We start from the raw sequence: 21398 nt of genomic DNA, 5'->3' as shown, positions 1-21398 counted from the left end.
GGCCCGCAGCGTGCTGGCCTACGATGTCCCCGCGTGGTGAAGGGGGCAGCGGCCCGGGCTCCGAAAGGTCAGGGCCGGACGACGGCGGTACCGCTCGCCAGGTCCTCGATCCGGGCCAGGGCGTCCGCCGACGTGACGTTTTCCCCCAGGAGGTTGGGCTTACCCGTGCCGTGGTAATCCGAGGAGCCTGTGATCAGGAGGTCATGTTTACGGGCGAGGCTCCTCAAGAATTCCCGCCCCTCCTCGGGATTATCCCGGTGGTCGACTTCCACCCCTGCCAGGCCGGCGTCGATCATGTCGTGGAAGGTTTCCAGTCCCACCACGCGACCACGCGCGGACGCCACGGGGTGGGCAAAAACCGGCACTCCCCCGGCTGCCAGCACAAGTTCCACAGCCAGGGCGGGGTCTGGCGCGTAGTGCGGAATGAAGTAGCGCGATCGGGACGTCAGGATAGAAGCAAAAGCATCTGATCTATCCCGTGCGGCGCCCATGCTCACCAAGGCGTCAGCTATGTGGGGCCTTCCCAGCGTTGCCCCGGGAGTCACGTGCATGATCACGTCTTCCCAGCTCAGCTCGTAGTCCTCGGCCAAGATGGCCACCATCGACTCGGCACGGGTCAGGCGGGCGGATTTTGCCTTCGTGATCTCCGCCAGTAATCCAGGATGTGTTGGGTCATGCAGGTAGCTCAGCAGGTGGACGCTGATGCCTTCACTGCTTTTGCAGGACACTTCCATCCCTGGAACAAGGGCGACCCCGAGTCCGGGTGCAGCTGCAGCGGCTTCTGACCAGCCGCTGGTGGTGTCGTGATCCGTCAGTGCCACCACGTCGAGACCAGCCGCGGCCGCTGACGCGATGACGTCGGCCGGGTTTTCGGTACCGTCGGAGACGTTCGAATGGGCATGCAGGTCTATCCTCACCAACCAAGACTAGTTGAAGTGCGGCCGCAGGCGTGGCCGGCAATGGAGCCGAGCCTCCCGGACCGCCCCCGATCCGGCGGACGCCCTGTTGGCCAAGGGGCGAACCCTGGTGAGAACATGGAAGGGTGAACCCTGCAGAAAACACCCAAAACTCCGCAAGTCAGCCCCTAGATGAGCGCGTCAACAACCGCTCCCAGCGGCCCAGTTCCGACGCATTCAAAGCCTTCATGGCAAGTAACTGGGCACCGACCCCCACCGAGGCAGCAGAACGGGACGAGGTAGCAGACCACGCCGCACGCCGTCGCCTGGCCATCTCGCAAAAGTTCAAGGGCGAACGTCTTGTCCTGCCTGCCGGCGCCCTCAAGGTCCGCTCGAACGACTGCGACTACCGTTTCCGGCCGCACTCATCGTTTGCGCACCTGACCGGCCTTGGCCTGGATCACGAGCCCGATGCCGTGCTGATCCTTGAGCCCACGCAGGAAGGCGCAGGAGACGACGGCGGCAACCACCTCGCCACGCTGTACTTCCGGCCGCTGGCCGGAAGGAATACCGAACAGTTCTATGCTGATGCACGCAGCGGCGAATTCTGGATTGGACCACGTCCCACCCTGGCTGGTTTCGAAGCCAAGCTCGGGCTGGCAACCGCCCATATCGATGAACTTGAGCTTGCCATCACCAAGAACGTCGGCGCCCCCGAAATCGGCGGAATATCCATCCGCCTGGTCCGCAAAGTCGATGAGAACATCGATGCCCTGGTGGACACCGCGCGCTACAACACAGCGAAAGACCCGGAGAACCTTGATCTTGAGGTTCTTGATGCCCTGGACGAGAAGCTTGCCGAGGCACTCTCGGAACTGCGCCTCCTCAAGGACGATTGGGAAATCGAGCAGATGAAGGTTGCCGTGGCGGCAACCGCGCTGGGCTTTGCCGATGTTGTGCGGGCCCTGCCCCGTGCGCTGACCCATCACCGGGGTGAGCGTGTCATCGAGGGAGCTTTCTTTGCCCGTGCCCGCGAGGAGGGCAACGAACTCGGTTATGACACCATCGCGGCCGCAGGCAACAATGCCACGATCCTGCACTGGACCCACAACACGGGCAAGGTCAACACCGGGGAACTGCTGTTGCTCGACGCCGGTGTCGAAGCTGATTCCCTGTACACGGCCGACATCACGCGCACCCTGCCAGCAAACGGGACGTTCAGCGATGTCCAGCGCAAGGTCTATGAGGCTGTCCTTGATGCTGCGGATGCGGGTTTCGCAGCCGCCCAGCCAGGCATCAAGTTCCGCGATATCCACACAGCTGCCACAACCGTTTTGGCTGAGCGCCTTGCGAGCTGGGGGCTGCTTCCCGTCAGTGTCGAAGAAGCCATCAGCCAGGAGGGCCAGCAGCACCGGCGATGGATGCCGCACGGCACCAGCCACCACCTGGGACTTGACGTTCATGACTGTGCCCAGGCAAAGCGCGAGCTCTACCTGGACGGTGTCCTGACCGAAGGCATGGTCTTCACAATCGAACCGGGCCTGTACTTCAAGAACGAAGACCTCGGGATCCCCGAGGAATACCGCGGCATCGGCGTTCGGATCGAGGACGATATCCTGATGACCGCCAATGGTCCCGTCAACCTCAGTGCCGGGCTGCCCCGGACGGCGGACGACGTCGAGACGTGGATGGCGGGCATCCAGCAGGATGCAGATGCTGTAGGGGGCCAGCCCGGCGCGTGAACCACCACTGGTGAGTTCAGGACAAGGGTGTGAAAAAGGGGAAGGCCATCAGGCCTTCCCCTTTTTCACACCCTTGTAATGTGCAGTTTTTCAGCGACCGCTGATCCGCCGGCAGCTGATGCTAGTGGCGGTTGCCCGGATCGGTGGACTCCTGGTGCTGGCCATTGCCGGCTTTCCCTTCGCCCTGATGGCCAGCACTGTGGCCTGTTGCGCTGCCGTCGCCGTATTCCGACTCTGCACTCTTGGCGGCGGAGCCCTGGCCTGGTGAGGCGTCAGGGGCCTCTACCCGCACACCATACTGGGGGCGGCCATCAGGAAGATCCGGGTAACGGACCCCCGCTGGCCTTGGCTGGTGGGCCGGTTCGGGAGAACCAGCGGACTGACCGTCCTGCTGCCCCGGTGCGCCCTGTTCCCCCGCCGGAGCCTGCGGCCCCTGTACCTGGCCCTGGTGCTGGCCATAGGGATCGTTCCACGAAGCAGGACGCTCGGGAGACTGCCCTGGCTGCTGGTAGCCCTGGTTCTGCTGTGTGTAGGCCGGCGCACGGTTGGCGTCCGAGGGTGTCATAGGCAACTGCTGCAGGAGGCGACGAGCGTCGTGGGCGGCTTCGGGGGCCACGATCACGTTGTAGGTGGTAGCTACAACCTGGCTCGTGGAGGTGAAGTCGCGCTTGCCCCGCTGCATGGCGTAGGTGACGATCCCGAACAGCATGAAGAACGCGGCACCCATCAGCACCGATGTCAAGATAGAGAAGTAGCCGGGGGACGTCGAGAAGAAGGACAGCAACACGCCGACAAAGAGGCCGAACCAGACGCCACTCAGAGCGCCGGACAACGCAACACGTGGGTAGGTCAGCCGCCCAGTGACGTGTTCCACCATCTTCAGGTCATTACCCACAATGGAGACCAGCTGGACCGGGAACTGCTGGTCCGCGAGGTAGTCAACAGCCTTTTGCGCGTCCAGATAGGAGGTGTAGGAACCGATGGTGTCGCCAGTGGGCACCATGCGGGGATCGTTGCGGCCAGCCTGCCCGCCGGTCTTGGGAGCACCAAAAATGTTTGACATGCCTCCATTGTCTCTCATGGACATGTGTATGGGCTGGAAATTCAGCTAAAGGAGAGCAGACTCGGTAGCCTGTAGGACGTGAGCACCAATGTTTCCCGAGTCTTTGTAGCGCGCCTCCTCGGACTGGACGTTTTCGACCCCCTGGGCGACCGTCTGGGCCGACTGCGCGATGTCGTGGTGCTGTCCAGAAGCAATAACGCACCACCCCATGTGGTTGGCATCGTCGTGGAAGTTCCGGGCAAGAGGCGCGTGTTCGTTCCAATGACCCGGGTTACGTCCATTGACCAGACCGAGGTGATCTGCACTGGACTGGTCAATCTGCGCCGCTTTGAACAGCGCGGTGCGGAAACCCTAGTGGTGGCAGAGCTCTTTGATCGTCGGGTTACCCTCACGGATGGCAGCGGAGACGCCACCATTGAAGATATTGCGATGGACCAGCACCGCTCCCGCGACTGGTTTGTCAGCAAACTTTTTGTCCGAAGAGGGCATTCGCTCTCTCCCCTGAGCAGGCTGCGGCGTAACGAGACGCTGATCGTTGACTGGGCCGATGCCAACCAGGGTACGCGTGCCGAGCCACAGGCCGCACGGCAGTTTGTTGTCACCCACGAGGACCTGAAGCCCGCCGACTTTGCCGAAGCCCTGCATGAGATGAGCGACAAAAGACGCTTTGAAGTTGCCAGCGAGCTTCAGGACGAGCGACTTGCCGACGTGCTTCAGGAACTGCCCGAGGATGACCAGGTGGAGATCCTCTCTGCCCTGGACGTTGAACGCGCCGCAGACGTCCTGGAGGAAATGGATCCAGACGACGCCGCTGACCTGCTCGCCGAGCTGCCCACGGCACAGGCCGAGGAACTTCTTCAGCTGATGGCCCCGGAGGATGCGGAAGACGTTCGGCGACTCCTCGAATATGACGAGGATACAGCCGGTGGCCTGATGACTCCGGTGCCTGTGATCCTGCCACCCGAGGCGACGGTGGCGGAGGCGCTTGCCCATGTCAGACGCGAGGAGCTCTCGCCTGCCCTGGCGTCGTCGATCTTCATCACCCGCCCGCCCATGGAAACTCCCACCGGACGGTTCCTGGGCGTGGTGCACATCCAGCAACTGCTGCGCTTCCCACCGCCGGAGCCGCTGGGCAACCTGGTGGACAAAAACCTCGAACCGGTCTCGGATCTTGCCCATATCAGCGAGGTGGCTAGGGCACTGGCCACGTATAACCTGAACTCCCTGCCAGTGGTCGACCGGGATGGTCGGCTGGTGGGTGCAGTGACTGTTGATGACGTCCTGGACCATCTCCTACCCGACGACTGGCGGGCACACGAGGATGACGCTCCCATCCGGAAACTTGGAGGACGCATTGGCTGACCTGAACAACTCCAAATCGCCGCGCAACAACCACAAACGAAGCAGCGCAGGCCTCGATACCCCCTTGAGTGGCCGGCAGCGGATCCTGCCGAAATTCTCGCCAAACCCGGATGCCTTTGGGCAAACCACGGAGGGTTTCGCGCGGTTTATGGGCACCCCGCAGTTCCTGGTCTATATGACAGTTTTCTGCATCTTCTGGCTGCTGTGGAACACGGTGGCGCCTGTCGAATGGCAGTTTGATTCGAGGGATCTTGGGTTTACCCTGCTGACGCTGATGCTCTCCCTCCAGGCCTCCTACGCCGCTCCCCTGCTACTGCTGGCCCAAAACCGCCAGGATGACCGCGACAGGGTATCCCTTCAGCAGGACCGTCAGCGTGCGGAAAGGAACCTCTCCGACACGGAGTACCTCACCCGCGAGCTGGCCTCGCTGCGTATTGCCCTGCGCGAGGTGGCCACGCGGGATTACGTCCGCACGGAGTTGCGTTCACTGCTGGAGGATCTGCTGGAAGCCCAGGAGGAGTTCAAGGACCAGGACCAGGACACGGACGACGACGGCGGGACAGAATCGCCGCGCGAACGCGCCAAGGAGCGGGTCAGGGACCGCAAGGACAAGCAGCGTTCGCCCCGCACCCAACAGATTCCACGACAAAAGTCCTCGTCCTCTGAGCGCGCGCCACGGAAGGATTCCGCGACCAGGAATTCCACACCCGAGGGTTCCTCCCAGCCGAGAAAATCACGCAGTACCGACACACCCCGCGAAAGCTGAGCCCTCCCCCATGACAACACCGCTGTCCCAGGCAGTAGACGCTGCACTCGCCACGGTGATTGACCCGGAACTTCGCCGGCCCATCACCGAACTGGGAATGGTCGATTCTGTAGAGATCACGTCAGCTGGTCGCGTCAAGGTGGTGGTGCTGTTGACCATTGCCGGGTGTCCGCTGCGCGGGACCATCACTGCCGACTGTGAATCGGCCCTCTCAGCAGTTGCTGGTGTCTCGGGCGTCGACGTCGATCTCCAGGTCATGAACCAGTCCCAGCGCGATGCCCTCAAGGAGATGCTTCGCGGCTCCACCGCGCAGCGCGTCATTGCCTTCAACCAACCGGGATCACTGACAAAAATCTTTGCCGTGGCCAGCGGCAAAGGTGGCGTGGGGAAATCCTCCGTTACCGTGAACCTGGCATGTGCCATGGCGGCGACGGGCCTACGTGTTGGGATTGTGGATGCGGACGTCTACGGTTTCTCCGTGCCGGGGTTGCTCGGAATCACGCAGGTGCCCACCCGGGTGGATGACATGATCCTGCCGCCCGTGGCGTTTGGCGTCAAGGTGATTTCGATCGGCATGTTTGTCAGCGGGAATCAGCCCGTGGCATGGCGCGGACCCATGCTGCATAGGGCCCTGGAACAGTTCCTCACCGACGTTTACTTTGGCGATCTTGACGTCTTGTTCCTTGACCTGCCGCCCGGCACTGGAGACATCGCCATCTCCGTGGCGCAACTGCTGCCCAGGGCAGAGATCCTTGTGGTCACCACGCCACAGGCTGCAGCGACAGATGTTGCCGAACGGGCCGGCGCAATTGCAACACAGACCGGGCAGGCCGTTTCCGGGGTTATCGAGAATATGTCATTCCTGGAGCTGCCGGACGGGAGCCGGATGGATCTCTTCGGCAGCGGTGGTGGGGACATCCTGGCCGCAAGGCTGTCAACCACTGTAGGAACTGACGTGCCGCTGCTGGGCCAGATCCCCCTGGACATCACACTGAGAGAAGGTGGCGACGCCGGTCATCCTCTTGTGCTGTCGGCCCCGGAGTCCCCTGCGGGGGCAGCCCTGACCAGTATTGCCAGAGGGCTTGCCGCAAGGCCCCGTGGATTGACAACCTTGAAACTGGACGTCCAGCCCCGATAACGCAGACCATGAACATCGACGCTTCCCGGGTGGTGTCTGGGGTACCTCAGATGCTCAGGTTGCCTCAGAATCAAACGGCGCGGATTCGCCGGCACCCAGCCTGATGACCTGGCGTTCCTTGTATGTCGGGGCGTTTTCGGGCTCCGTAGGTGGCACTGCAGCAGCTCCTGCTACGGCAGCCACAGCGGCGGGAGCTCCCGAGCTCACGGCCTTGAAGGGCTCGTCGTCCATGAGCGCTTCCTTGATGATGCGCCGCGGATCATACTGCCGCGGATCGTATTTTTTCCAGTCGACGTCGTCAATGTCGATCCCGACTTCATCTTTGATCTGTTCACGCGCGCCGCTGGCCATCCGGCGGACTTCCTTGACCAGGTTGGCCAGCTTCTGCGTGTACTCGGGCAGGCGGGTGGGGCCGATCACCAGAATTGCGATGAGCAGCAGAACAAAAAACTCCGGGCCGTTGATTCCCACGTAAGGAAGATTACCCTTTACCCGACGCAGGTGACGATTCGCGCAGCAGTGCTGAGTAGCGGCTCGGCGGCCCGTGGTTCATCAGGGAACCCTCACTGTGTAAACAGTGATGTCATCCGGAGGAACCCCCGCTGCACACGCGTTGAAAAAGTTTCCGGAACCTCGGCTGAGCTGGGGCCAGACCCAACCGCTATACCTCTGCCCGCTGCCCTGTCTTCGGTCATGAGATGCCTGATTTCATCCTCTGCCTCAGCAGGCTGTGCAGTGGAACTGTAGGTATAGGTCGCGTCGTCGGTGCGGTAGACAGCTTCCCAGGGCGTGCCTTCCCGCACCCACAGGCTCCCGCCCCGTTCATCAGTTGTTGGTTCATCAGTTGTTGCGTCGAGCGGCACCTCGATAAACCCATCCCCAGGGAAAGGCGCTTCAGGGCCACCGATGTTTCCGCCCGCGGCATGCTGTTCCACTACGGTGACCTCATGAGCCCCAGCGGCCAGCCGCAGTTTTACCGCTGGAGCTCCGGCCTGCATGTGGGCAGAAGCTTCCGTCACCGTATATCCGAGTCCCCGCAGGCCTGGACATGCCCAACCGTCGAGCTGCAGTTCCTGGAGATCGGCTGCGGTGAGCACAACGGCCTCCACGCCCCCGGGCGAATCACCCTCGGGACCACTACCATCAACGGGCGTCTCTGGACCAAAGGCAGAGCCCTGACCGCCAGTTGGCAGTTGCGTCGACTCCGTGTGCGACTCCTGCTCAAGAACAAGCGCAGCGCCCGGGGCCCCCGCGGAAGCGGTTGCCGGCGCAGCCGGGGAGCCAAGCGTAAAGACTGCCAAGACCAAGGCTCCCGCAGTTGCTGCCCCGCCAGCCGCAAAAGCCATGCCAACGGCGGCGCTCACAGGTGCTTCTGCCGCTGGCACTGGGGCGGCCGCCAAGTGCGCGGTTCGGTTCAAGAGCCGATGCTGAAGGTCGGCGCTCGGCTCTGGGATCTCCGCGTCACGCAGTCGACGGAGGTATTGCTGCTGGCGAACCGCAGCTTCACTGCAGTCACGGCAGGATTCCAGATGCTCAGGACTGCGCCCGTGGGTGCGGAGGAAGCCCCTCCCAGGACGCAGCGGGCCAGTCAGCGGATGCCCGCGATGCGAGGCATCGACAGGCGCGGCTTCCGTGTAGCGGGGCAGGGATCACGGTGGGCAAGCTTCTCGCGGAGCATGGTCCGGCCTCGGTGGATTCGCGAACGCACAGTGCCAAGTTTGACACCGAGAGCGCTTGCGACCTCATCGTAGGAGAGCCCCTCGAGGTCGCAGAGCACCACAGCAGCCCGGAAGTCGGGCGGGAGCTCCTCTAGGGCTGCCTGCACGTCAAGGTCCAGGTTGTTGAACTCAAAGCTCTGTTCCGGCCCAGGCTCACGGCCTGGCAGCCGGGACTCGGCGTCGTCGGAGAGCGCATCGAACCTAATGCGGCTCTTACGCCGGGCTTGGTCCAAGAAGAGGTTGGTGGTGATCCTGTGCAGCCAGCCGTCCAAAGTGCCAGGCTTGAAATTTTCCAAGGACCGGAAGACACGGACAAAAACTTCCTGAGTGAGGTCCTCGGCATCAAATTTGTTGCCGGTCAGCCGATAGGCAAGCCGGTAGACCTTTGCAGAGTGGTTGGTCACTACTTCATCCCATGTGGGTCGGACCCACTCTGTGACTGCGCTTTCGACTGCAGGGACAGGTGCCAAAACTGTTGATGACAAGAGTCCACTCTCCTTCTGGATGTGCTCACGCCCGGATACTCTAATGCTCTTGATTCGGCGCCGATCGCCTGTTGGATGACCGGAGTTTTATTTTGTCAAAGTTGGCTGGGAGTTTCCTGATCGGCTGCAGTCTGGTTGGGTCCCTGACGAGCCGTTACGCAGTAGGCTGGAGGGGTTGCATCCCTCCTGCCCTGAAAGCGAATTCCATGAGCGCCGATAAGTCCACCAGCTGGTCATACGCAGAGGATCTGCCTGCTGAGGATGAGGTCCTGCTGCATGCGCGCGAACGGTCCTTCGAATTGGGGGTCACTCCGGTCGGCAGGGGTGTAGGTGCCATGCTGACAGTCCTCGCCGCCGCGTCAAAAGCGCAGACGGCCGTGGAGATCGGCACAGGCGCCGGAGTTTCTGGCGTCTGCCTGCTCCGTGGACTCTCGCCGCAGTCAGTCCTGACCACCATCGACGTCGACGTCGAGCACCTGCGTGCGGCACGTGAGGCGTTCCAGGAGGCGGGGAGTCCAGCAAACAGGACCCGGACCATCTCCGGCCGCGCTGGCGACGTCCTTCCACGGCTTACAGATTCCGCTTATGACCTCGTCTTCATTGACGCGGATAAGCCAAGCCTTCCCCGCTACGTGGACCAGGCCATCCGACTGCTGAAAAAGGGCGGCCTGCTGATCATCAACGACGCCCTGGACAAGGACCGTGTGGCAAATCCGGCCGCCCGGGACTCCACAACCGTCATCCTCCGGCAGGTTGGCCGGAGCATCCGTGACGACGACCGCCTCGCCTCAGCCATGCTGCCCACTGGTGACGGATTGCTCGTCGCCGTTAAAAAGTAGCAATCCACGCCCGCCGCTGCCCAGAACAGACGTCGGGCCGGGTATTGAGTCCATGAGAAAGGGTCCGTGGCTGTGCCACGGACCCTTTCCCATCAGATTCCCGCCCCGTACTCGCGCCTCGGCGTAAACGCCATCCCCAAGCAATGGCGCATTATCCGGAGAGTTATTCGGTCACGCCTACGAGGCACTCCCTAAGATTCGCCGCCTCTGCGGCATTGAGCTCCACCACCAGGCGTCCGCCGCCTTCGAGCGGGACGCGCATGATGAGGCTGCGGCCCTCTTTGGTTACTTCCATAGGGCCATCGCCGGTGCGTGGTTTCATTGCCGCCATGAGGTCTTCCCCTCCATTAGTCCAAAGGACATGCCAGCCCGGTTGGGCCGTGTCCGCACGGTCATTCAAGCCCGGATGCCCTGGCTGGCGCCGGAGCCATCACTGAACGTCAACTGCATTTGTCCTTGCTTGGGCTCTATTATCCTGTAATTCCCCAGCCGGAGCTAATTGATGGACTTTTCCTGGGGCGGCATCCGGTTCCTGGGTCATTTAGTGGCCGGCCTGCCATGACAGGCATCGCCTTGAGCCCGTTTGTGCCCCTGACCTGCGGAAGTAGCCCTCAAACGTGCTGTCAGGGCGGGTAGTCCCCTCCGCCGGGCAATTGCGCCCAGGCCCATAGCCAGACGATCCAGACCAACTGCAGCAACCCAAACATCAAAAGCACAGTCCCTCGGTATGCACGGGAACGTGAAAGCCACACGGCCCCGAGGGCAAGGGGAAACAGCGGCAGCAACAGCCGAAAAGTACTTGTTTGCGGGTGCAGGAAGATCAGGAGGTAGCCCATGTAGCAGGCGCACCACAGTCGAATCTCACTTCCCAGGCGCACCACGGGAGGCACGAACATCAACCACGTGAAAAGCCCTGCAAAAACGAACGGCGCAACGAGCCCTAGGACCGGCCCAAAGAGATCAATCCCGGTATCAAACCACGGTTTGAATGGCACCAACTCTTCTCCACGCCACACAGTTTCGGTTTTCGTGTAGGCCGTAATGTCGCCGGTAGCGAGCCAGGCCATGGCGGGCCACAGAACCGCACCCACACAGCCAGCCACAACCAGTGCGCCCAGCTCCACCAGTTGGCGGGTGTTCAGCGGTGATCGGTGCGGAATCCTCCACGCCTGGTAGAGGCGGATCAGGAAGAGGAATCCCAGAGCAGCCGCGAACGGCACCCCTACTGGCCGCGAAAGGCACATCACCAGGACCACCGGAATCGCCCAGGTGAAGTTGTGCCTGAGCACCAGAAGGAGTGCACCAGAGAGCAGGAGCAGGTTCAGCGATTCTGCATAGGGGACCTGGAGGATCGCCGAAACGGGGAACATCGCGACAAACGTAGTCCCCCAGAGGGCATCCCGGTGGCTGGCAAGGTGCCGGAAGAGCAGGTACACCACCAGGGACGCTGCAATACCCGCAAGCATTGCCACCACCGTGAGGGCAGCAGCTGTCGGCATTCCCGTCAGGAGTACGAGTCCCCTGCCCAGGAGTGGAAAAACAGGATAAAAGGCCCAGGCGTTCTCCTGGACCACTCCAGCATCGCTCACCGGCAACGCAGAGGGGTACCCGTTCGTGAGGATTTCTCCATACCAGCGAGCGTCCCAGATATAGATGAAGTTCCAGTAGTCCGGTGCTGCCGGGAACCAGGGGCTCACACCCTGTTTCAACGCGGCCCCCATGAAGATAAGCGCACTGAAAACTCTGGCAGCGCCATAGATGAAAAGAACCTGGGCCCACCACGGCAGCCGGGCCACGGCGGCGGACAGTCTGAGGCCGATTCCTGCGCTGTTCGGCGTGAGTGTGCTGTCCGCGATGGAGTCAGCCGAAGGGTGGGACGCAGGCTGGGCCCTGTGCGTGGCGGCCCGGGAACCTCCACCTGTAGCTGGAGTCATGCCTTGCCCTGAGCCACTGCTTGCCCGTCTGCAAGCAGTCCTGTCAGCCGTGTGACCTCAGCGTCGCGCAGCGCCAAGTGTTCGCGCAATTCATCAAGAACCTGGTCAACCTGGTCCATTCTGTACCCCCGCAGGCCCACGCCAAAACGGATGGAATCAAGATCGGATGGGACCACAGTGGCGGGGAGCAGAACCGGAGGCAGGCTGGCCACGGGCTGGTCCAGCCCGTCTAGCACCACTCCGGCCCCACCTTTTTTAGCGCCACGGGAGATGCCCACACCAGCCCAGGCCGCTGCTCCGAGAACACCTATTGCTAGGACCACGAGAAAATAGCTCACGCACCAATGGTGCCAGAATTGGATCCTGCTATCTGGCACACGGTGAGTTCACGCGCGGTCTGAACCCGCCAGGCGCTGCAGTGACGCCTACTCAGGCCTCAGTTCTTGCTCAGGGCCAAGTTCAGCGCTGCCAGGAGCCGGACGGACCGAGCCCTGAAGGACCAGCCGCACCGCTTCAGCAGGATCATCCACCACCTGCACAAGGTCAAGGTCCTTCTCCGACACCATTCCCTCCACAACGAGCGTGCCTTTAATCCAGTCAATCAGGGGGCCCCAGAACTCGGAGCCGAGCAACACTATGGGAAAGGATGTGACCTTCTGCGTCTGGACCAGGACCATTGCCTCGAAGAGTTCATCCAGCGTCCCGAGCCCGCCAGGCAGGACAATAAAGCCTTGGGCGTATTTCACGAACATGGTTTTCCGTGCGAAGAAATACCTGAAATTCACCCCGAGATCGACCCACTGGTTCATTCCCTGTTCGAAGGGCAGCTCGATGCCGAGTCCGACGGAAACACCCCCACCCTCTACGGCGCCCTTATTGGCCGCCTCCATGGAACCTGGCCCGCCACCGGTGATCACAGCCACCCCTGCCAGAGCCAGGTGCCGGCCGACTTCGATTCCCATGTCGTAGAAGCGCTGTCCAGGCCGCGTCCGGGCAGATCCAAAGACGCTGACGGCCGGACCAAGGTCTGCCAGTGCACCAAAACCCTCGACGAATTCGCTCTGGATCCGCAGTACCCGCCACGGGTCGGTGTGGATGAACTGACCGGGACCCTTGGTATCCAGCAGATGCTGGTCCGACATTTCCACGCGGGCCAGCTTGCGACGGTATTCAAGGGGGCCTTTTCGCCTGGGCTGGGACGGGTGCGTCTGGTCTGGGTCAATGCTCATGAAACTAGGCTAACTGCACCAAACAGGTATCTCTTGAATTACGATCCACGCCATGGAGGAGTGATTGGCGTCATATTGCGCCATAGTTCGCTACATTCGACATATGACAACTCAAGCGCCCGGCGATGCCCTCGTCTCCCTGAACGCCGTCAATAAGCACTACGGCCAGCTGCACGTTCTCAAGGACATCAACCTCCATGTCCGCAAGGGCGAGGTAGTTGTGGTCATCGGCCCGTCAGGATCGGGCAAGTCAACGCTCTGCCGCGCCATCAATCGTCTTGAGACCATTGAAGACGGCGTGATCAGTATTGACGGCAAAGTCCTGCCCGAAGAGGGCAAGGAGCTCGCGCAGCTCCGGGCGGACGTCGGTATGGTCTTCCAGTCATTCAACCTGTTTGCCCATAAGACGATCCTCGAGAACGTCACTCTTGGTCCCATCAAAGTCAAGGGTGTCCCGAAGGCCCAAGCTGACAAGGATGCCATGGCGCTGCTGGAGCGCGTGGGCGTCGGCCACCAGGCACCCAAGCTGCCCGCGCAGCTCTCCGGTGGGCAGCAGCAGCGCGTCGCTATCGCGCGCGCACTGGCAATGAAACCCAAGGTCATGCTTTTCGACGAGCCAACCTCGGCGCTGGATCCGGAAATGATCAACGAGGTCCTGGACGTCATGGTGCAACTGGCCAAGGAAGGCATGACAATGATTGTCGTCACCCACGAGATGGGCTTCGCCCGCAAGGCAGCAGATCGGGTGGTCTTCATGGCTGACGGGCAGATCGTCGAAGATGCAACACCCGAAGAATTCTTCACGAATCCGAAGAGCGACCGCGCCAAGGACTTCCTCTCCAAGCTCCTGACCCACTAACGCTCGGCTCCCCACGAATACCCCCTGCAGTTCTACGCACCCCTCCACTCACTCCACTCGCATCCCGGCCGTCCAGCACGGTCACTATGAAAGGAATGTCATGAAGGCATTTATGACCCGGCGCAAGTCGATCTTCGTTGCAGCGTCCGCTGCACTGGCACTCTCCCTCTCCGCCTGCGGCGGCGGGACCATGGGCTCCACCGAGGACCCGACTGTCGCAGATGCACCCACGTTTGCCGCTGGTACCACCATGGAAAAACTTTCGTCGGCTGGCACCGTCAAAATTGGCACGAAGTTCGACCAGCCGTTGTTCGGTCAAGTTGGCCTTGACGGCAAGCCGGTTGGCTTCGACGTGGAAATGGGGAAGCTCATCGCAGCCAAACTGGGCATTGCTGCAGACAAGATCGAATGGTCAGAAACCGTTTCTGCGAACCGCGAAGAATTTATCAAGCAGGGTCAGGTTGACCTCGTCATCGCTACCTACACAATTAACGACAAGCGCAAGGCCGAAGTCAGCTTCGCTGGACCATACTACGAAGCTGGCCAGGCGCTGATGGTCAACAGTGACAATGACTCCATCAAGACCCCTGAAGACGTCAAGGGCAAGAAGGTCTGCTCCGTGACGGGCTCGACCCCGGCCGCCACCATTGTGGACAAGTACGGCGCAGAACTGGTCCCGGCAGCGACCTATTCAGCGTGCTTGGAACCACTGCGCAACAAGCAGGTGGAAGCCATCACCACAGATAACGTCATCCTGGCTGGCTTGGTAGACAAGGAGCCTGAGGCCTTCAAGCTCGCCTCGGACGAGACCTTCACCAAGGAGCCCTACGGCATCGGCCTCAAGAAGGATGACACCGAGTTCCGCAACTGGATCAACGACCAGCTGGAATCCTTCCAGGAAGACGGATCCTACAAGACGGCTTGGGAGAACACCGCAGGCACCGTCATCAAGACCGTCCCCGACCTGCCCGCACTGGACCGTTACTAACCAGAAGTCACCCGGTATCGGGATTCCTGCCAGCAGGAATCCCGATACCGGGAGTCTTGTTTTTCTCCGTCCACTCCCAGCCGAAGGATCCCATGGACGTCATCATCGAGAATCTCCCCCTGTACTGGGAGGGATTCCTCCGAACGCTCTTTCTTTCCGCCGTATCCGGCGTCATTGCCCTGATCCTGGGCACACTTCTCGCCGCAGCCCGGGTCTCCCCCGTTGCGGCCCTCCGCGGCTTCAGCACTGTCTATGTCGAGATCCTGCGCAATACTCCACTGACGATTGCGTTCTTTTTTGCGGCGATTGTCTTGCCGCGCCTGGGTGTCAGCTTCGCCCAGTTTGAAGTAGCAGCCATCATTGCGCTGAGCGCCTACACTGCTGCCTTCATCGCAGAAGCCGTCCGATCTGGCGTCAACAGCGTGCCCGTGGGCCAGGCCGAAGCCGCCCGCAGCATCGGCATGAACTTCGGCCAGGTACTAAGCCTCATCATCCTGCCGCAGGCTCTGAGGACGGTGATCCCGCCGTTGATCAATATCCTGATTGCCCTGGTCAAGAATTCGTCCGTTGCTGGCGCCTTCTTTGTTCTAGAGCTCTTCGGCTACGGACGTCAACTTGCCAACGCAAACGGTGATGCAGTTACCACCGTTCTCCTTGGCGTGGCGTTCTTCTACCTGCTCCTGACTGTTCCGCTTGGCATTCTGGCCAGCACCGTAGAACGAAAGGTGGCGATCTCCCGATGAGTTCTGTCCTTTACGACGTCCCCGGCCCGAAGGCCCGGCGAATCTCACTAATCGCCTCGGTCGCTGGAGCAGTGGTCATCCTCGGCCTGCTGGCGTGGGTCATTGTCACACTGGCGAATCAAGGTATTTTCGAGGCCAAGCGTTGGGCCATCTTCGGCAGGGCCGATGTATGGACCCTGATTGCCAATGGTCTAGGGTCGACGCTGTCGGCAGCGGCTCTTGCCGCAGTCATCGCCTTCCCCCTGGGCTTGCTCATGTGCCTGCTGCGCATTTCCTTGGTGCCCTGGATCAGAATCCCCACCCGGATTGTCCTGGAGTTCCTCCGCGGCATGCCCGTGGTCCTTATGATGCTCTTCATCCTGCTGGTTTTTGCCACCGGTTCGTTCCTTGCAGTCGTGGCAGCCTTGGTCCTCTACAACGCAGCCATCTTTTCCGAGATCATCCGCGCCGGTATCCAGTCACTGCCCAAAGGCCAACGCGAAGCTGGCCTGGCCATCGGCCTGACCAGCTTCAAATCACGGTTGCTGGTTGAGCTCCCCCAGGCAGTGCGCCGCATGATGCCCTCTCTGGTGGCACAGCTGGTGGTGCTCCTGAAGGACACGTCACTGGGCTATATTGTCGCGTACGGCGAACTCCTCCGAGCTGTCCAGGTGATGGCAGACTTCTTGGGACCCGCCTACCTCTTCCCCATCTTCTTTGTGGCGGCAGCCATCTACATCGCCATCAACATTGCGGTCTCGCGGGTGGCTGTCTGGATCGAACGCCGCGGCTCCCAAAAAGCCGCTGGCGGTATTGCACCACCAAACCTGAAGATTGAGGCTGCCACGGGCGGAAAGGGCCCCGGTTCCACCGGCCAGGCCGTCTGATCCATGAGTGCTGTTGCCTGAAATTTGGGCACCAACGGCAAAGGTCCGGAACCATGGTTCCGGACCTTTTGCGTATCTGAAGCTTCCATAGGGGCTGGAGCTATCTACCCTTTGAGCCAGGACTGCATTGCCCGGAGGCACTCACGGATAGCCGCAGCGTCCACGTGTTCATTGTCCTTGTGGGCCAGCAGTGGGTCACCCGGGCCAAAGTTCACCGCTGGAATTCCGAGCTCACTGAACCGGGCAACATCCGTCCAGCCGTACTTCGGTTTCGGTTCGGCTCCCACAGCCGCAACAAAGGAAGCCGCGGAAGGGTGGCTGAGGCCTGGGCGGGCGCCAGCTGCCGCATCGGTGCGCACCACAGTGAAGCCCTGCAAGAGCTCCTGGACATGGGCTTCTGCCTGGTCTGGAGTCTTGTCTGGTGCAAATCGATAGTTGATCTCCACGACGCAGGCGTCAGGGATGACGTTTCCCGCGGTGCCGCCCTTGATACGGACGGCATTCAGGCTTTCCCTGAAGTCCAGGCCCTCCACCGGCACTGTCTCTGGAACGTAGTCCGCAAGCCGGGCCAGGATGGGTCCTGCAGCGTGGATGGCATTGCTGCCCATCCATGCCCGGGCGGAGTGGGCAGCCTCCCCCACCGTGCTCGCTTCAAACCGGATGGTCCCATTGCAGCCGCCCTCCACCGTCCCGTGCGTGGGTTCGAGCAGAATCGCGAAGTCGCCGTCCAGTAGATGACCGTGGTTGCGGACCAGCCGCCCCAGCCCGCTCTTGACCGCCTCAACTTCCTCATGGTCATAAAAAACGAATGTGACGTCGCGGGCCGGCTCTGCGCCGTCGTCGAACAGTGCTGCTGCGACCGCCAACTGGACAGCCACACCACCCTTCATATCCGTGGCACCACGACCAAAGAGAACGCCTTGGCCCGGGGTGCCCGATTCCCAGGAAACGGGAACCGTCCCAAGAGCACCCTCCGCGGTGGGCAGCGGAACGGTATCCAGATGCCCTGCAAGGATCACCCGTTCACTGCGGCCCAGTTCCGTCCGGGCAATAATCGAATCGCCATCACGCAACACACTCAGGCCGGGCAGTCCACGGAGGGCAGTTTCCACAGCGTCGGCAAGGATGCGTTCGTTCCCGGAAACACTCTCGATGTTCATGATGTCCGCGGTAAGGAGAGCTACATCCTGGCGCAAATCCAGCGGGATGGCAGCTGAAGACGGGATACCAGTGGGGCTGGTGGGCTGGGCTGGGTCATGGGTGGCAGTCACAAGCCCAGTCTAGTTCGGGTCTATGCGATGACCCTCGATAGACTGGAGTCATGACTGAGACTGCTGCTTCTGCCACGACCGATTCCCTGACAGCCCCAACCGATTCACGCTCTGCCTTCGGGTTCGGTGTGGCCACCATCGCTACCGGCAATGGGGATGCAACAGTGTTGGATGTCTGGTTCCCGGAACCCACTCTTGGTGTTGCAGCGGAACAGTTACGGGCCGTCGAGAATGCCGACTCGACACTGACGGAAATTGCTGCCAGCGGCACGGACGCCGACCGTGGCACGGAACAGAAAGTTGTTTTTGTCCAGATCCACCTGGACGAGGCTCCCGCCGATACGGCAGATGCCTACCTCCGCCTCCACCTTCTCTCACACCGCCTGGTGCAGCCCAATTCCATCAATCTGGACGGTGTTTTCGGGAAGCTCCCCAATGTTGTCTGGACGAATTTTGGCCCTGCCGCAGTCGAGGGATTCGAACTGACCCGCGCCAAGCTGCGCCGCCGTGGCGCAGTCACCGTGTACGGTATCGACAAATTCCCGCGGATGGTGGATTACGTCGTTCCAACGGGAGTACGGATCGCCGACGCCGACAGGGTCCGCCTGGGTGCGCACCTCGCTGAAGGCACCACCGTGATGCATGAGGGATTCGTGAACTTTAATGCTGGAACGCTGGGCTCCTCCATGGTCGAAGGCCGCATCTCTGCAGGAGTTGTGGCAGGCGACGGTACCGATGTTGGCGGTGGCGCTTCCATCATGGGAACCCTCTCTGGTGGCGGCAAGGAAAAGATCGTCATCGGACAGCGTGTGCTCCTGGGTGCGAACTCCGGCGTAGGCATCAGTGTGGGAGACGATTCGGTGGTGGAGGCCGGCCTGTACGTCACGGCTGGCACCCGGGTACGTATTCCGGGCCCCAAGGACGAAGTGGGAGAAGACACCACGAGGATCGTCAAGGCCGTGGAACTCTCTGGTGTACCCAACCTGTTGTTCCGCCGCAATTCCACCACCGGTGCAGTGGAGGCCCTGCCCCGCAAAGGACAGACAGTGGCACTTAACGATGCTCTGCACGCCAACTGATCCACCAGCCTAGCCCCAGGAGTTTCACGTGACGCGACAACGGGCACTCGGGCGTACCTTTGTGGTCTTCCTGGTCCTGGTCCTGGTGGTTGGCGGTATCTATGTGGCAGTCACTGCGGTGCAGCGCTCCGAGACACTTGTCACGGAACGTTGCACCGCCGTCGTGGGTGATCTGTCCGCAAACCTTTCCACTGACCAGGCAGCGAACGCAGCCCTGATCACGGCCGTTGCCGTCCGGCGTGGGTTGCCAGCCCGGGCCGCCACCATTGCCCTCGCTACAGCTATGCAGGAATCACGATTGCAGAATATTGACTACGGAGACACGGCCGGGCCGGACTCGCGTGGCCTTTTCCAGCAGCGCCCCACCCAGGGGTGGGGAACTGAGGCGCAGGTCATGGATCCGTACTATGCCGCCAACGCTTTTTATGACGTGCTGGTCACCATTCCGGATTATCAGAATCTGGAAATCACCGATGCTGCCCAGCGGGTCCAGCGCTCGGCGTTCCCGGAGGCCTACGCCAAGCACGAGAACATGGGCAGAGCCTTCGCTTCCGGGCTTACTGGCCAGAGCCCAGCGGCGATCAACTGCACCCTGCGGCCCCCAGAGACCAGCGGAAACGCCGACGACGTCACGGCTGCGCTTGTGGAAGCCTTCGGCGCAATCGCCACGACGTCGGCCCCCGCTGAGGTCCGGGTTGAGTCCGCGCAGCCCTGGTCCGTTGCGCAGTGGGCGGTGTCGCAAGCCAAAAACCTGGGCATTACGGCCGTCGACGTTGACGGCCGGTCCTGGGATCGCACCAAGGGTTCATCCTGGGTGGACACGGATACTGCACCCGGCGTGACAATCCACTTTGCCCCTGCGACGGGCTCGGCCCCAGCAGCTGGCTGACCATGCTCGGTGGGATCTGGTGACGCTCCCGTGCCTGGCCCTCAGACCAGCAGTTCGATCACGGGCTGGACGTAACTGCGAAATGTCACCGGATCAGCCAGCAGACCATCACTCATGATGATGCGGTCCGGTTCAAGGAACCACGCGCGGTGTTCTTTCAGCGGAAGCTCAATAATGGTCAGCGTGAAGTTATGTGCACGCCGGCCCAGCTCCAGCAACCTGTCATCGACCAAATCCGCAAACACCTGGACCGAACCGGCTGTTTGCCTTTCGATCTCAAGTGCTGAATAGTCGCTCCGTCGCTCCCTGGTCCAGGTGAGGGCAGTGCCGAAGTGCGCGCGCAGGACCATCTGGAGTGCTGGAGAATTGGCGAAGTGCTCAAAATTGGGCGGCGTGAGTTCGGGAACAGTCTGTGGGTGTGCCCGCAGCAGCTGGTCCCACCACGCAGCCCATTCCGTCTGCAGTGCTGCTAGGCCACCAACCTCGGCGGTCAGATGGGAATGGTCCACAGCCCTGACGCGGGGACTGATCGCAGGCAGCAATGGCTGGCCAACGTTGTGGAGCCCGGCCGCATCGCGAACAAACAGGGCTATCATCAAAGGCCCTGACGCGTCCATGGTGATCTGCCACCCATCACCGTGTGTCTGGTACACCCACTACCTCCTTGGCCGAGGCGGGCCGGCCTGCACCGGCACCATTGCCCGGGGCCATTCTATTCCTTTGCTTCGGCGAGGGAAGGGAACATCCCCCAGATACTTTCCACGAAGCCTGCCTGCAGCACCATCTGCGCGGGCCACGGCCCCGTGGCTTCAGCCCGGATTTCCACGCCCCGTAGGAGCCCCGAGCCCGTCGAGATGCCGACCCAGCACGTCATGGCACACCTGGGCGCTCATCCATTCGCTTTGCAGGAGCGCGTGCATGGCCAAGCCATCTAGTGTTGCCAACAGGTGCTCGGCCTGGACCACAAGGCCTTGATCGTCTTCCCGGTCGGTGAGTCCGCTGATCACATGGCCAATGACCGCCGCCACGCGTCGATGGCTTCGGTCCGCCTCAGCACCGAGTGTGGGCTTGATCCGTGCCGCGTTTTTGAAGGCAAGCCAGACGCAGGAATCCACGGCCCGTTCTTCGTCCAAAGGCAGGAACTGGCACAGGAGAGCAAGAACCCTGGTCCGATACTCCGCTGAACCCGGTTCCACCGCATCCACGTCAACCAGGGACGCATCCAGCCGGGATATCACTCGGTCCACCACAGCGGCGAAGGACCAGGTCAGCATCTCATCGCTGCTGGCGAAGTAGTGGCGCACCGACCCGACAGCCAAGCCAGCTTCATCCGCCACCTCCCGCAATGAGACTCTTTCCAGTCCATCAGCACAGATGATGCGGAACACAGCGTCCACAATGTCCTTGCGGCGTTCTGCAGGATCAACTATCTTGGGCATCCCTCTTTTTAGCACACCCGTGCTCTATTGGCCTTCCACCACGCCGCATGCGTCAATCAGGTGCTCCTGCTTCAGCCGAACACGCCGCAATG

Annotated in this window: 23 protein-coding genes; 11 read left to right on the top strand and 12 right to left on the bottom strand. The window is 61.6% G+C overall.

The window, feature by feature from the left end; translation table 11 throughout:
* Window positions 1–68 precede the first annotated feature (68 nt).
* Window positions 69–917 (bottom strand): PHP domain-containing protein, encoded by an 849-nt coding sequence (locus QMG79_RS12870; RefSeq protein ID WP_283538989.1) that lies wholly within the window; start codon window positions 915–917, stop codon window positions 69–71.
* Window positions 918–1042: 125 nt separating this feature from the next.
* Here QMG79_RS12870 and QMG79_RS12865 point away from each other — a divergent pair, with 125 nt between their 5' ends.
* Window positions 1043–2638 (top strand): aminopeptidase P family protein, encoded by a 1596-nt coding sequence (locus QMG79_RS12865; protein WP_283538988.1) that lies wholly within the window; start codon window positions 1043–1045, stop codon window positions 2636–2638.
* 121 nt (window positions 2639–2759) lie between these two features.
* Here QMG79_RS12865 and QMG79_RS12860 read toward each other — a convergent pair whose 3' ends face one another.
* Window positions 2760–3701 (bottom strand): general stress protein, encoded by a 942-nt coding sequence (locus tag QMG79_RS12860; protein ID WP_283538987.1) that lies wholly within the window; start codon window positions 3699–3701, stop codon window positions 2760–2762.
* 78 nt (window positions 3702–3779) lie between these two features.
* Between QMG79_RS12860 and QMG79_RS12855 the strand changes: the two genes are divergently transcribed.
* Genes QMG79_RS12855 through QMG79_RS12845 form a run of 3 tightly spaced genes read left to right on the top strand, consistent with a single transcriptional unit; the run spans window position 3780 to window position 6967 of the window.
* Entirely contained in the window at window positions 3780–5063 is a 1284-nt protein-coding gene (locus QMG79_RS12855; RefSeq protein WP_283538986.1) for a magnesium transporter MgtE N-terminal domain-containing protein, read from the top strand.
* Window positions 5023–5829 carry a DUF1003 domain-containing protein gene (locus tag QMG79_RS12850; protein ID WP_283538985.1) on the top strand — a complete coding sequence of 269 codons (807 nt, stop codon included), beginning with the start codon at window positions 5023–5025 and terminating at the stop codon, window positions 5827–5829. The genes QMG79_RS12855 and QMG79_RS12850 overlap by 41 nt, the downstream gene beginning before the upstream one ends.
* 10 nt (window positions 5830–5839) lie before the next feature.
* Window positions 5840–6967, top strand: a complete 1128-nt coding sequence (locus QMG79_RS12845) for an Mrp/NBP35 family ATP-binding protein (RefSeq protein ID WP_283538984.1) — start codon at window positions 5840–5842, stop codon at window positions 6965–6967.
* A gap of 54 nt (window positions 6968–7021) precedes the next feature.
* Here the strand turns inward: QMG79_RS12845 and QMG79_RS12840 are convergent, their stop codons facing one another.
* The 3 genes from QMG79_RS12840 to sigE all read right to left on the bottom strand — a co-directional run bounded on the left by QMG79_RS12840 (window position 7022) and on the right by sigE (window position 9191).
* Window positions 7022–7438, bottom strand: a complete 417-nt coding sequence (locus tag QMG79_RS12840; protein WP_283538983.1) for a twin-arginine translocase TatA/TatE family subunit — start codon at window positions 7436–7438, stop codon at window positions 7022–7024.
* 92 nt (window positions 7439–7530) lie between these two features.
* On the bottom strand, window positions 7531–8331 hold the full coding sequence (locus QMG79_RS12835) for a hypothetical protein (protein ID WP_283538982.1): 801 nt from the start codon (window positions 8329–8331) through the stop codon (window positions 7531–7533).
* Window positions 8332–8555: 224 nt separating this feature from the next.
* A complete protein-coding gene (gene sigE, locus QMG79_RS12830; protein WP_283539259.1) occupies window positions 8556–9191 on the bottom strand; it encodes an RNA polymerase sigma factor SigE in 636 nt (211 codons plus the stop codon).
* Window positions 9192–9376: 185 nt separating this feature from the next.
* Between sigE and QMG79_RS12825 the strand changes: the two genes are divergently transcribed.
* Complete coding sequence (locus tag QMG79_RS12825) at window positions 9377–10009, top strand: O-methyltransferase (RefSeq protein WP_283538981.1); 633 nt, start codon at window positions 9377–9379, stop codon at window positions 10007–10009.
* A 163-nt stretch (window positions 10010–10172) separates the two neighbouring features.
* On the opposite strand, the gene QMG79_RS12820 is transcribed toward QMG79_RS12825, so the two are convergent.
* The 4 genes from QMG79_RS12820 to QMG79_RS12805 form a co-directional block, all read right to left on the bottom strand.
* Window positions 10173–10340, bottom strand: a complete 168-nt coding sequence (locus tag QMG79_RS12820; RefSeq protein ID WP_083435355.1) for a DUF3117 domain-containing protein — start codon at window positions 10338–10340, stop codon at window positions 10173–10175.
* 292 nt (window positions 10341–10632) lie between these two features.
* On the bottom strand, window positions 10633–11943 hold the full coding sequence (locus QMG79_RS12815) for a putative hexosyltransferase (protein ID WP_283538980.1): 1311 nt from the start codon (window positions 11941–11943) through the stop codon (window positions 10633–10635).
* A complete protein-coding gene (locus QMG79_RS12810) occupies window positions 11940–12281 on the bottom strand; it encodes a DivIVA domain-containing protein (protein WP_283538979.1) in 342 nt (113 codons plus the stop codon). Before QMG79_RS12810 ends, QMG79_RS12815 begins: the two co-directional genes overlap by 4 nt.
* An 87-nt stretch (window positions 12282–12368) precedes the next feature.
* Window positions 12369–13172, bottom strand: a complete 804-nt coding sequence (locus tag QMG79_RS12805) for an LOG family protein (RefSeq protein ID WP_283538978.1) — start codon at window positions 13170–13172, stop codon at window positions 12369–12371.
* Between the two features lie 103 nt (window positions 13173–13275).
* Here QMG79_RS12805 and QMG79_RS12800 point away from each other — a divergent pair, with 103 nt between their 5' ends.
* From QMG79_RS12800 to QMG79_RS12785, 4 genes are all read left to right on the top strand, one after another.
* A complete protein-coding gene (locus QMG79_RS12800; RefSeq protein ID WP_283538977.1) occupies window positions 13276–14031 on the top strand; it encodes an amino acid ABC transporter ATP-binding protein in 756 nt (251 codons plus the stop codon).
* Window positions 14032–14131: 100 nt separating this feature from the next.
* Complete coding sequence (locus QMG79_RS12795; RefSeq protein ID WP_283538976.1) at window positions 14132–15019, top strand: glutamate ABC transporter substrate-binding protein; 888 nt, start codon at window positions 14132–14134, stop codon at window positions 15017–15019.
* A gap of 92 nt (window positions 15020–15111) precedes the next feature.
* Complete coding sequence (locus QMG79_RS12790; RefSeq protein WP_283538975.1) at window positions 15112–15762, top strand: amino acid ABC transporter permease; 651 nt, start codon at window positions 15112–15114, stop codon at window positions 15760–15762.
* Window positions 15759–16628 carry an amino acid ABC transporter permease gene (locus tag QMG79_RS12785; RefSeq protein ID WP_283538974.1) on the top strand — a complete coding sequence of 290 codons (870 nt, stop codon included), beginning with the start codon at window positions 15759–15761 and terminating at the stop codon, window positions 16626–16628. Before QMG79_RS12790 ends, QMG79_RS12785 begins: the two co-directional genes overlap by 4 nt.
* A gap of 104 nt (window positions 16629–16732) precedes the next feature.
* Here the strand turns inward: QMG79_RS12785 and dapE are convergent, their stop codons facing one another.
* Complete coding sequence (dapE, locus tag QMG79_RS12780) at window positions 16733–17854, bottom strand: succinyl-diaminopimelate desuccinylase (protein ID WP_283539258.1); 1122 nt, start codon at window positions 17852–17854, stop codon at window positions 16733–16735.
* 95 nt (window positions 17855–17949) lie between these two features.
* On the opposite strand from dapE, the gene dapD reads away from it, so the two are divergent.
* Both dapD and QMG79_RS12770 read left to right on the top strand, forming a co-directional pair.
* On the top strand, window positions 17950–18978 hold the full coding sequence (gene dapD / locus QMG79_RS12775; protein ID WP_283538973.1) for a 2,3,4,5-tetrahydropyridine-2,6-dicarboxylate N-succinyltransferase: 1029 nt from the start codon (window positions 17950–17952) through the stop codon (window positions 18976–18978).
* Window positions 18979–19006: 28 nt separating this feature from the next.
* Window positions 19007–19867 carry a transglycosylase SLT domain-containing protein gene (locus QMG79_RS12770; RefSeq protein WP_283538972.1) on the top strand — a complete coding sequence of 287 codons (861 nt, stop codon included), beginning with the start codon at window positions 19007–19009 and terminating at the stop codon, window positions 19865–19867.
* Window positions 19868–19908: 41 nt separating this feature from the next.
* On the opposite strand, the gene QMG79_RS12765 is transcribed toward QMG79_RS12770, so the two are convergent.
* On the bottom strand, window positions 19909–20520 hold the full coding sequence (locus tag QMG79_RS12765; RefSeq protein ID WP_283538971.1) for a hypothetical protein: 612 nt from the start codon (window positions 20518–20520) through the stop codon (window positions 19909–19911).
* A 156-nt stretch (window positions 20521–20676) separates the two neighbouring features.
* On the bottom strand, window positions 20677–21306 hold the full coding sequence (locus QMG79_RS12760; RefSeq protein WP_283538970.1) for a TetR/AcrR family transcriptional regulator: 630 nt from the start codon (window positions 21304–21306) through the stop codon (window positions 20677–20679).
* Window positions 21307–21398 lie beyond the last annotated feature (92 nt).

Source organism: Pseudarthrobacter sp. PS3-L1 (assembly GCF_030063285.1).
Lineage (GTDB): Bacteria > Actinomycetota > Actinomycetes > Actinomycetales > Micrococcaceae > Arthrobacter.
Note: the sequence above shows the minus strand (reverse complement) of the source record. Positions and strands in the feature narration are given on the sequence as shown.

Bases quoted from the DNA above. Each gene is read 5' to 3' on its own strand.
- QMG79_RS12860 (WP_283538987.1), bottom strand. From the start codon at position 3,701: ATGTCAAACATTTTTGGTGCTCCCAAGACCGGCGGGCAGGCTGGCCGC.
- QMG79_RS12850 (WP_283538985.1), top strand. From the start codon at position 5,023: ATGACGCTCCCATCCGGAAACTTGGAGGACGCATTGGCTGACCTGAAC.
- QMG79_RS12845 (WP_283538984.1), top strand. From the start codon at position 5,840: ATGACAACACCGCTGTCCCAGGCAGTAGACGCTGCACTCGCCACGGTG.
- QMG79_RS12825 (WP_283538981.1), top strand. From the start codon at position 9,377: ATGAGCGCCGATAAGTCCACCAGCTGGTCATACGCAGAGGATCTGCCT.
- QMG79_RS12820 (WP_083435355.1), bottom strand. From the start codon at position 10,340: ATGGCGGCAATGAAACCACGCACCGGCGATGGCCCTATGGAAGTAACC.
- QMG79_RS12815 (WP_283538980.1), bottom strand. From the start codon at position 11,943: ATGACTCCAGCTACAGGTGGAGGTTCCCGGGCCGCCACGCACAGGGCC.
- QMG79_RS12805 (WP_283538978.1), bottom strand. From the start codon at position 13,172: ATGAGCATTGACCCAGACCAGACGCACCCGTCCCAGCCCAGGCGAAAA.
- QMG79_RS12800 (WP_283538977.1), top strand. From the start codon at position 13,276: ATGACAACTCAAGCGCCCGGCGATGCCCTCGTCTCCCTGAACGCCGTC.
- QMG79_RS12795 (WP_283538976.1), top strand. From the start codon at position 14,132: ATGAAGGCATTTATGACCCGGCGCAAGTCGATCTTCGTTGCAGCGTCC.
- QMG79_RS12790 (WP_283538975.1), top strand. From the start codon at position 15,112: ATGGACGTCATCATCGAGAATCTCCCCCTGTACTGGGAGGGATTCCTC.
- QMG79_RS12785 (WP_283538974.1), top strand. From the start codon at position 15,759: ATGAGTTCTGTCCTTTACGACGTCCCCGGCCCGAAGGCCCGGCGAATC.
- dapD (WP_283538973.1), top strand. From the start codon at position 17,950: ATGACTGAGACTGCTGCTTCTGCCACGACCGATTCCCTGACAGCCCCA.
- QMG79_RS12760 (WP_283538970.1), bottom strand. From the start codon at position 21,306: ATGCCCAAGATAGTTGATCCTGCAGAACGCCGCAAGGACATTGTGGAC.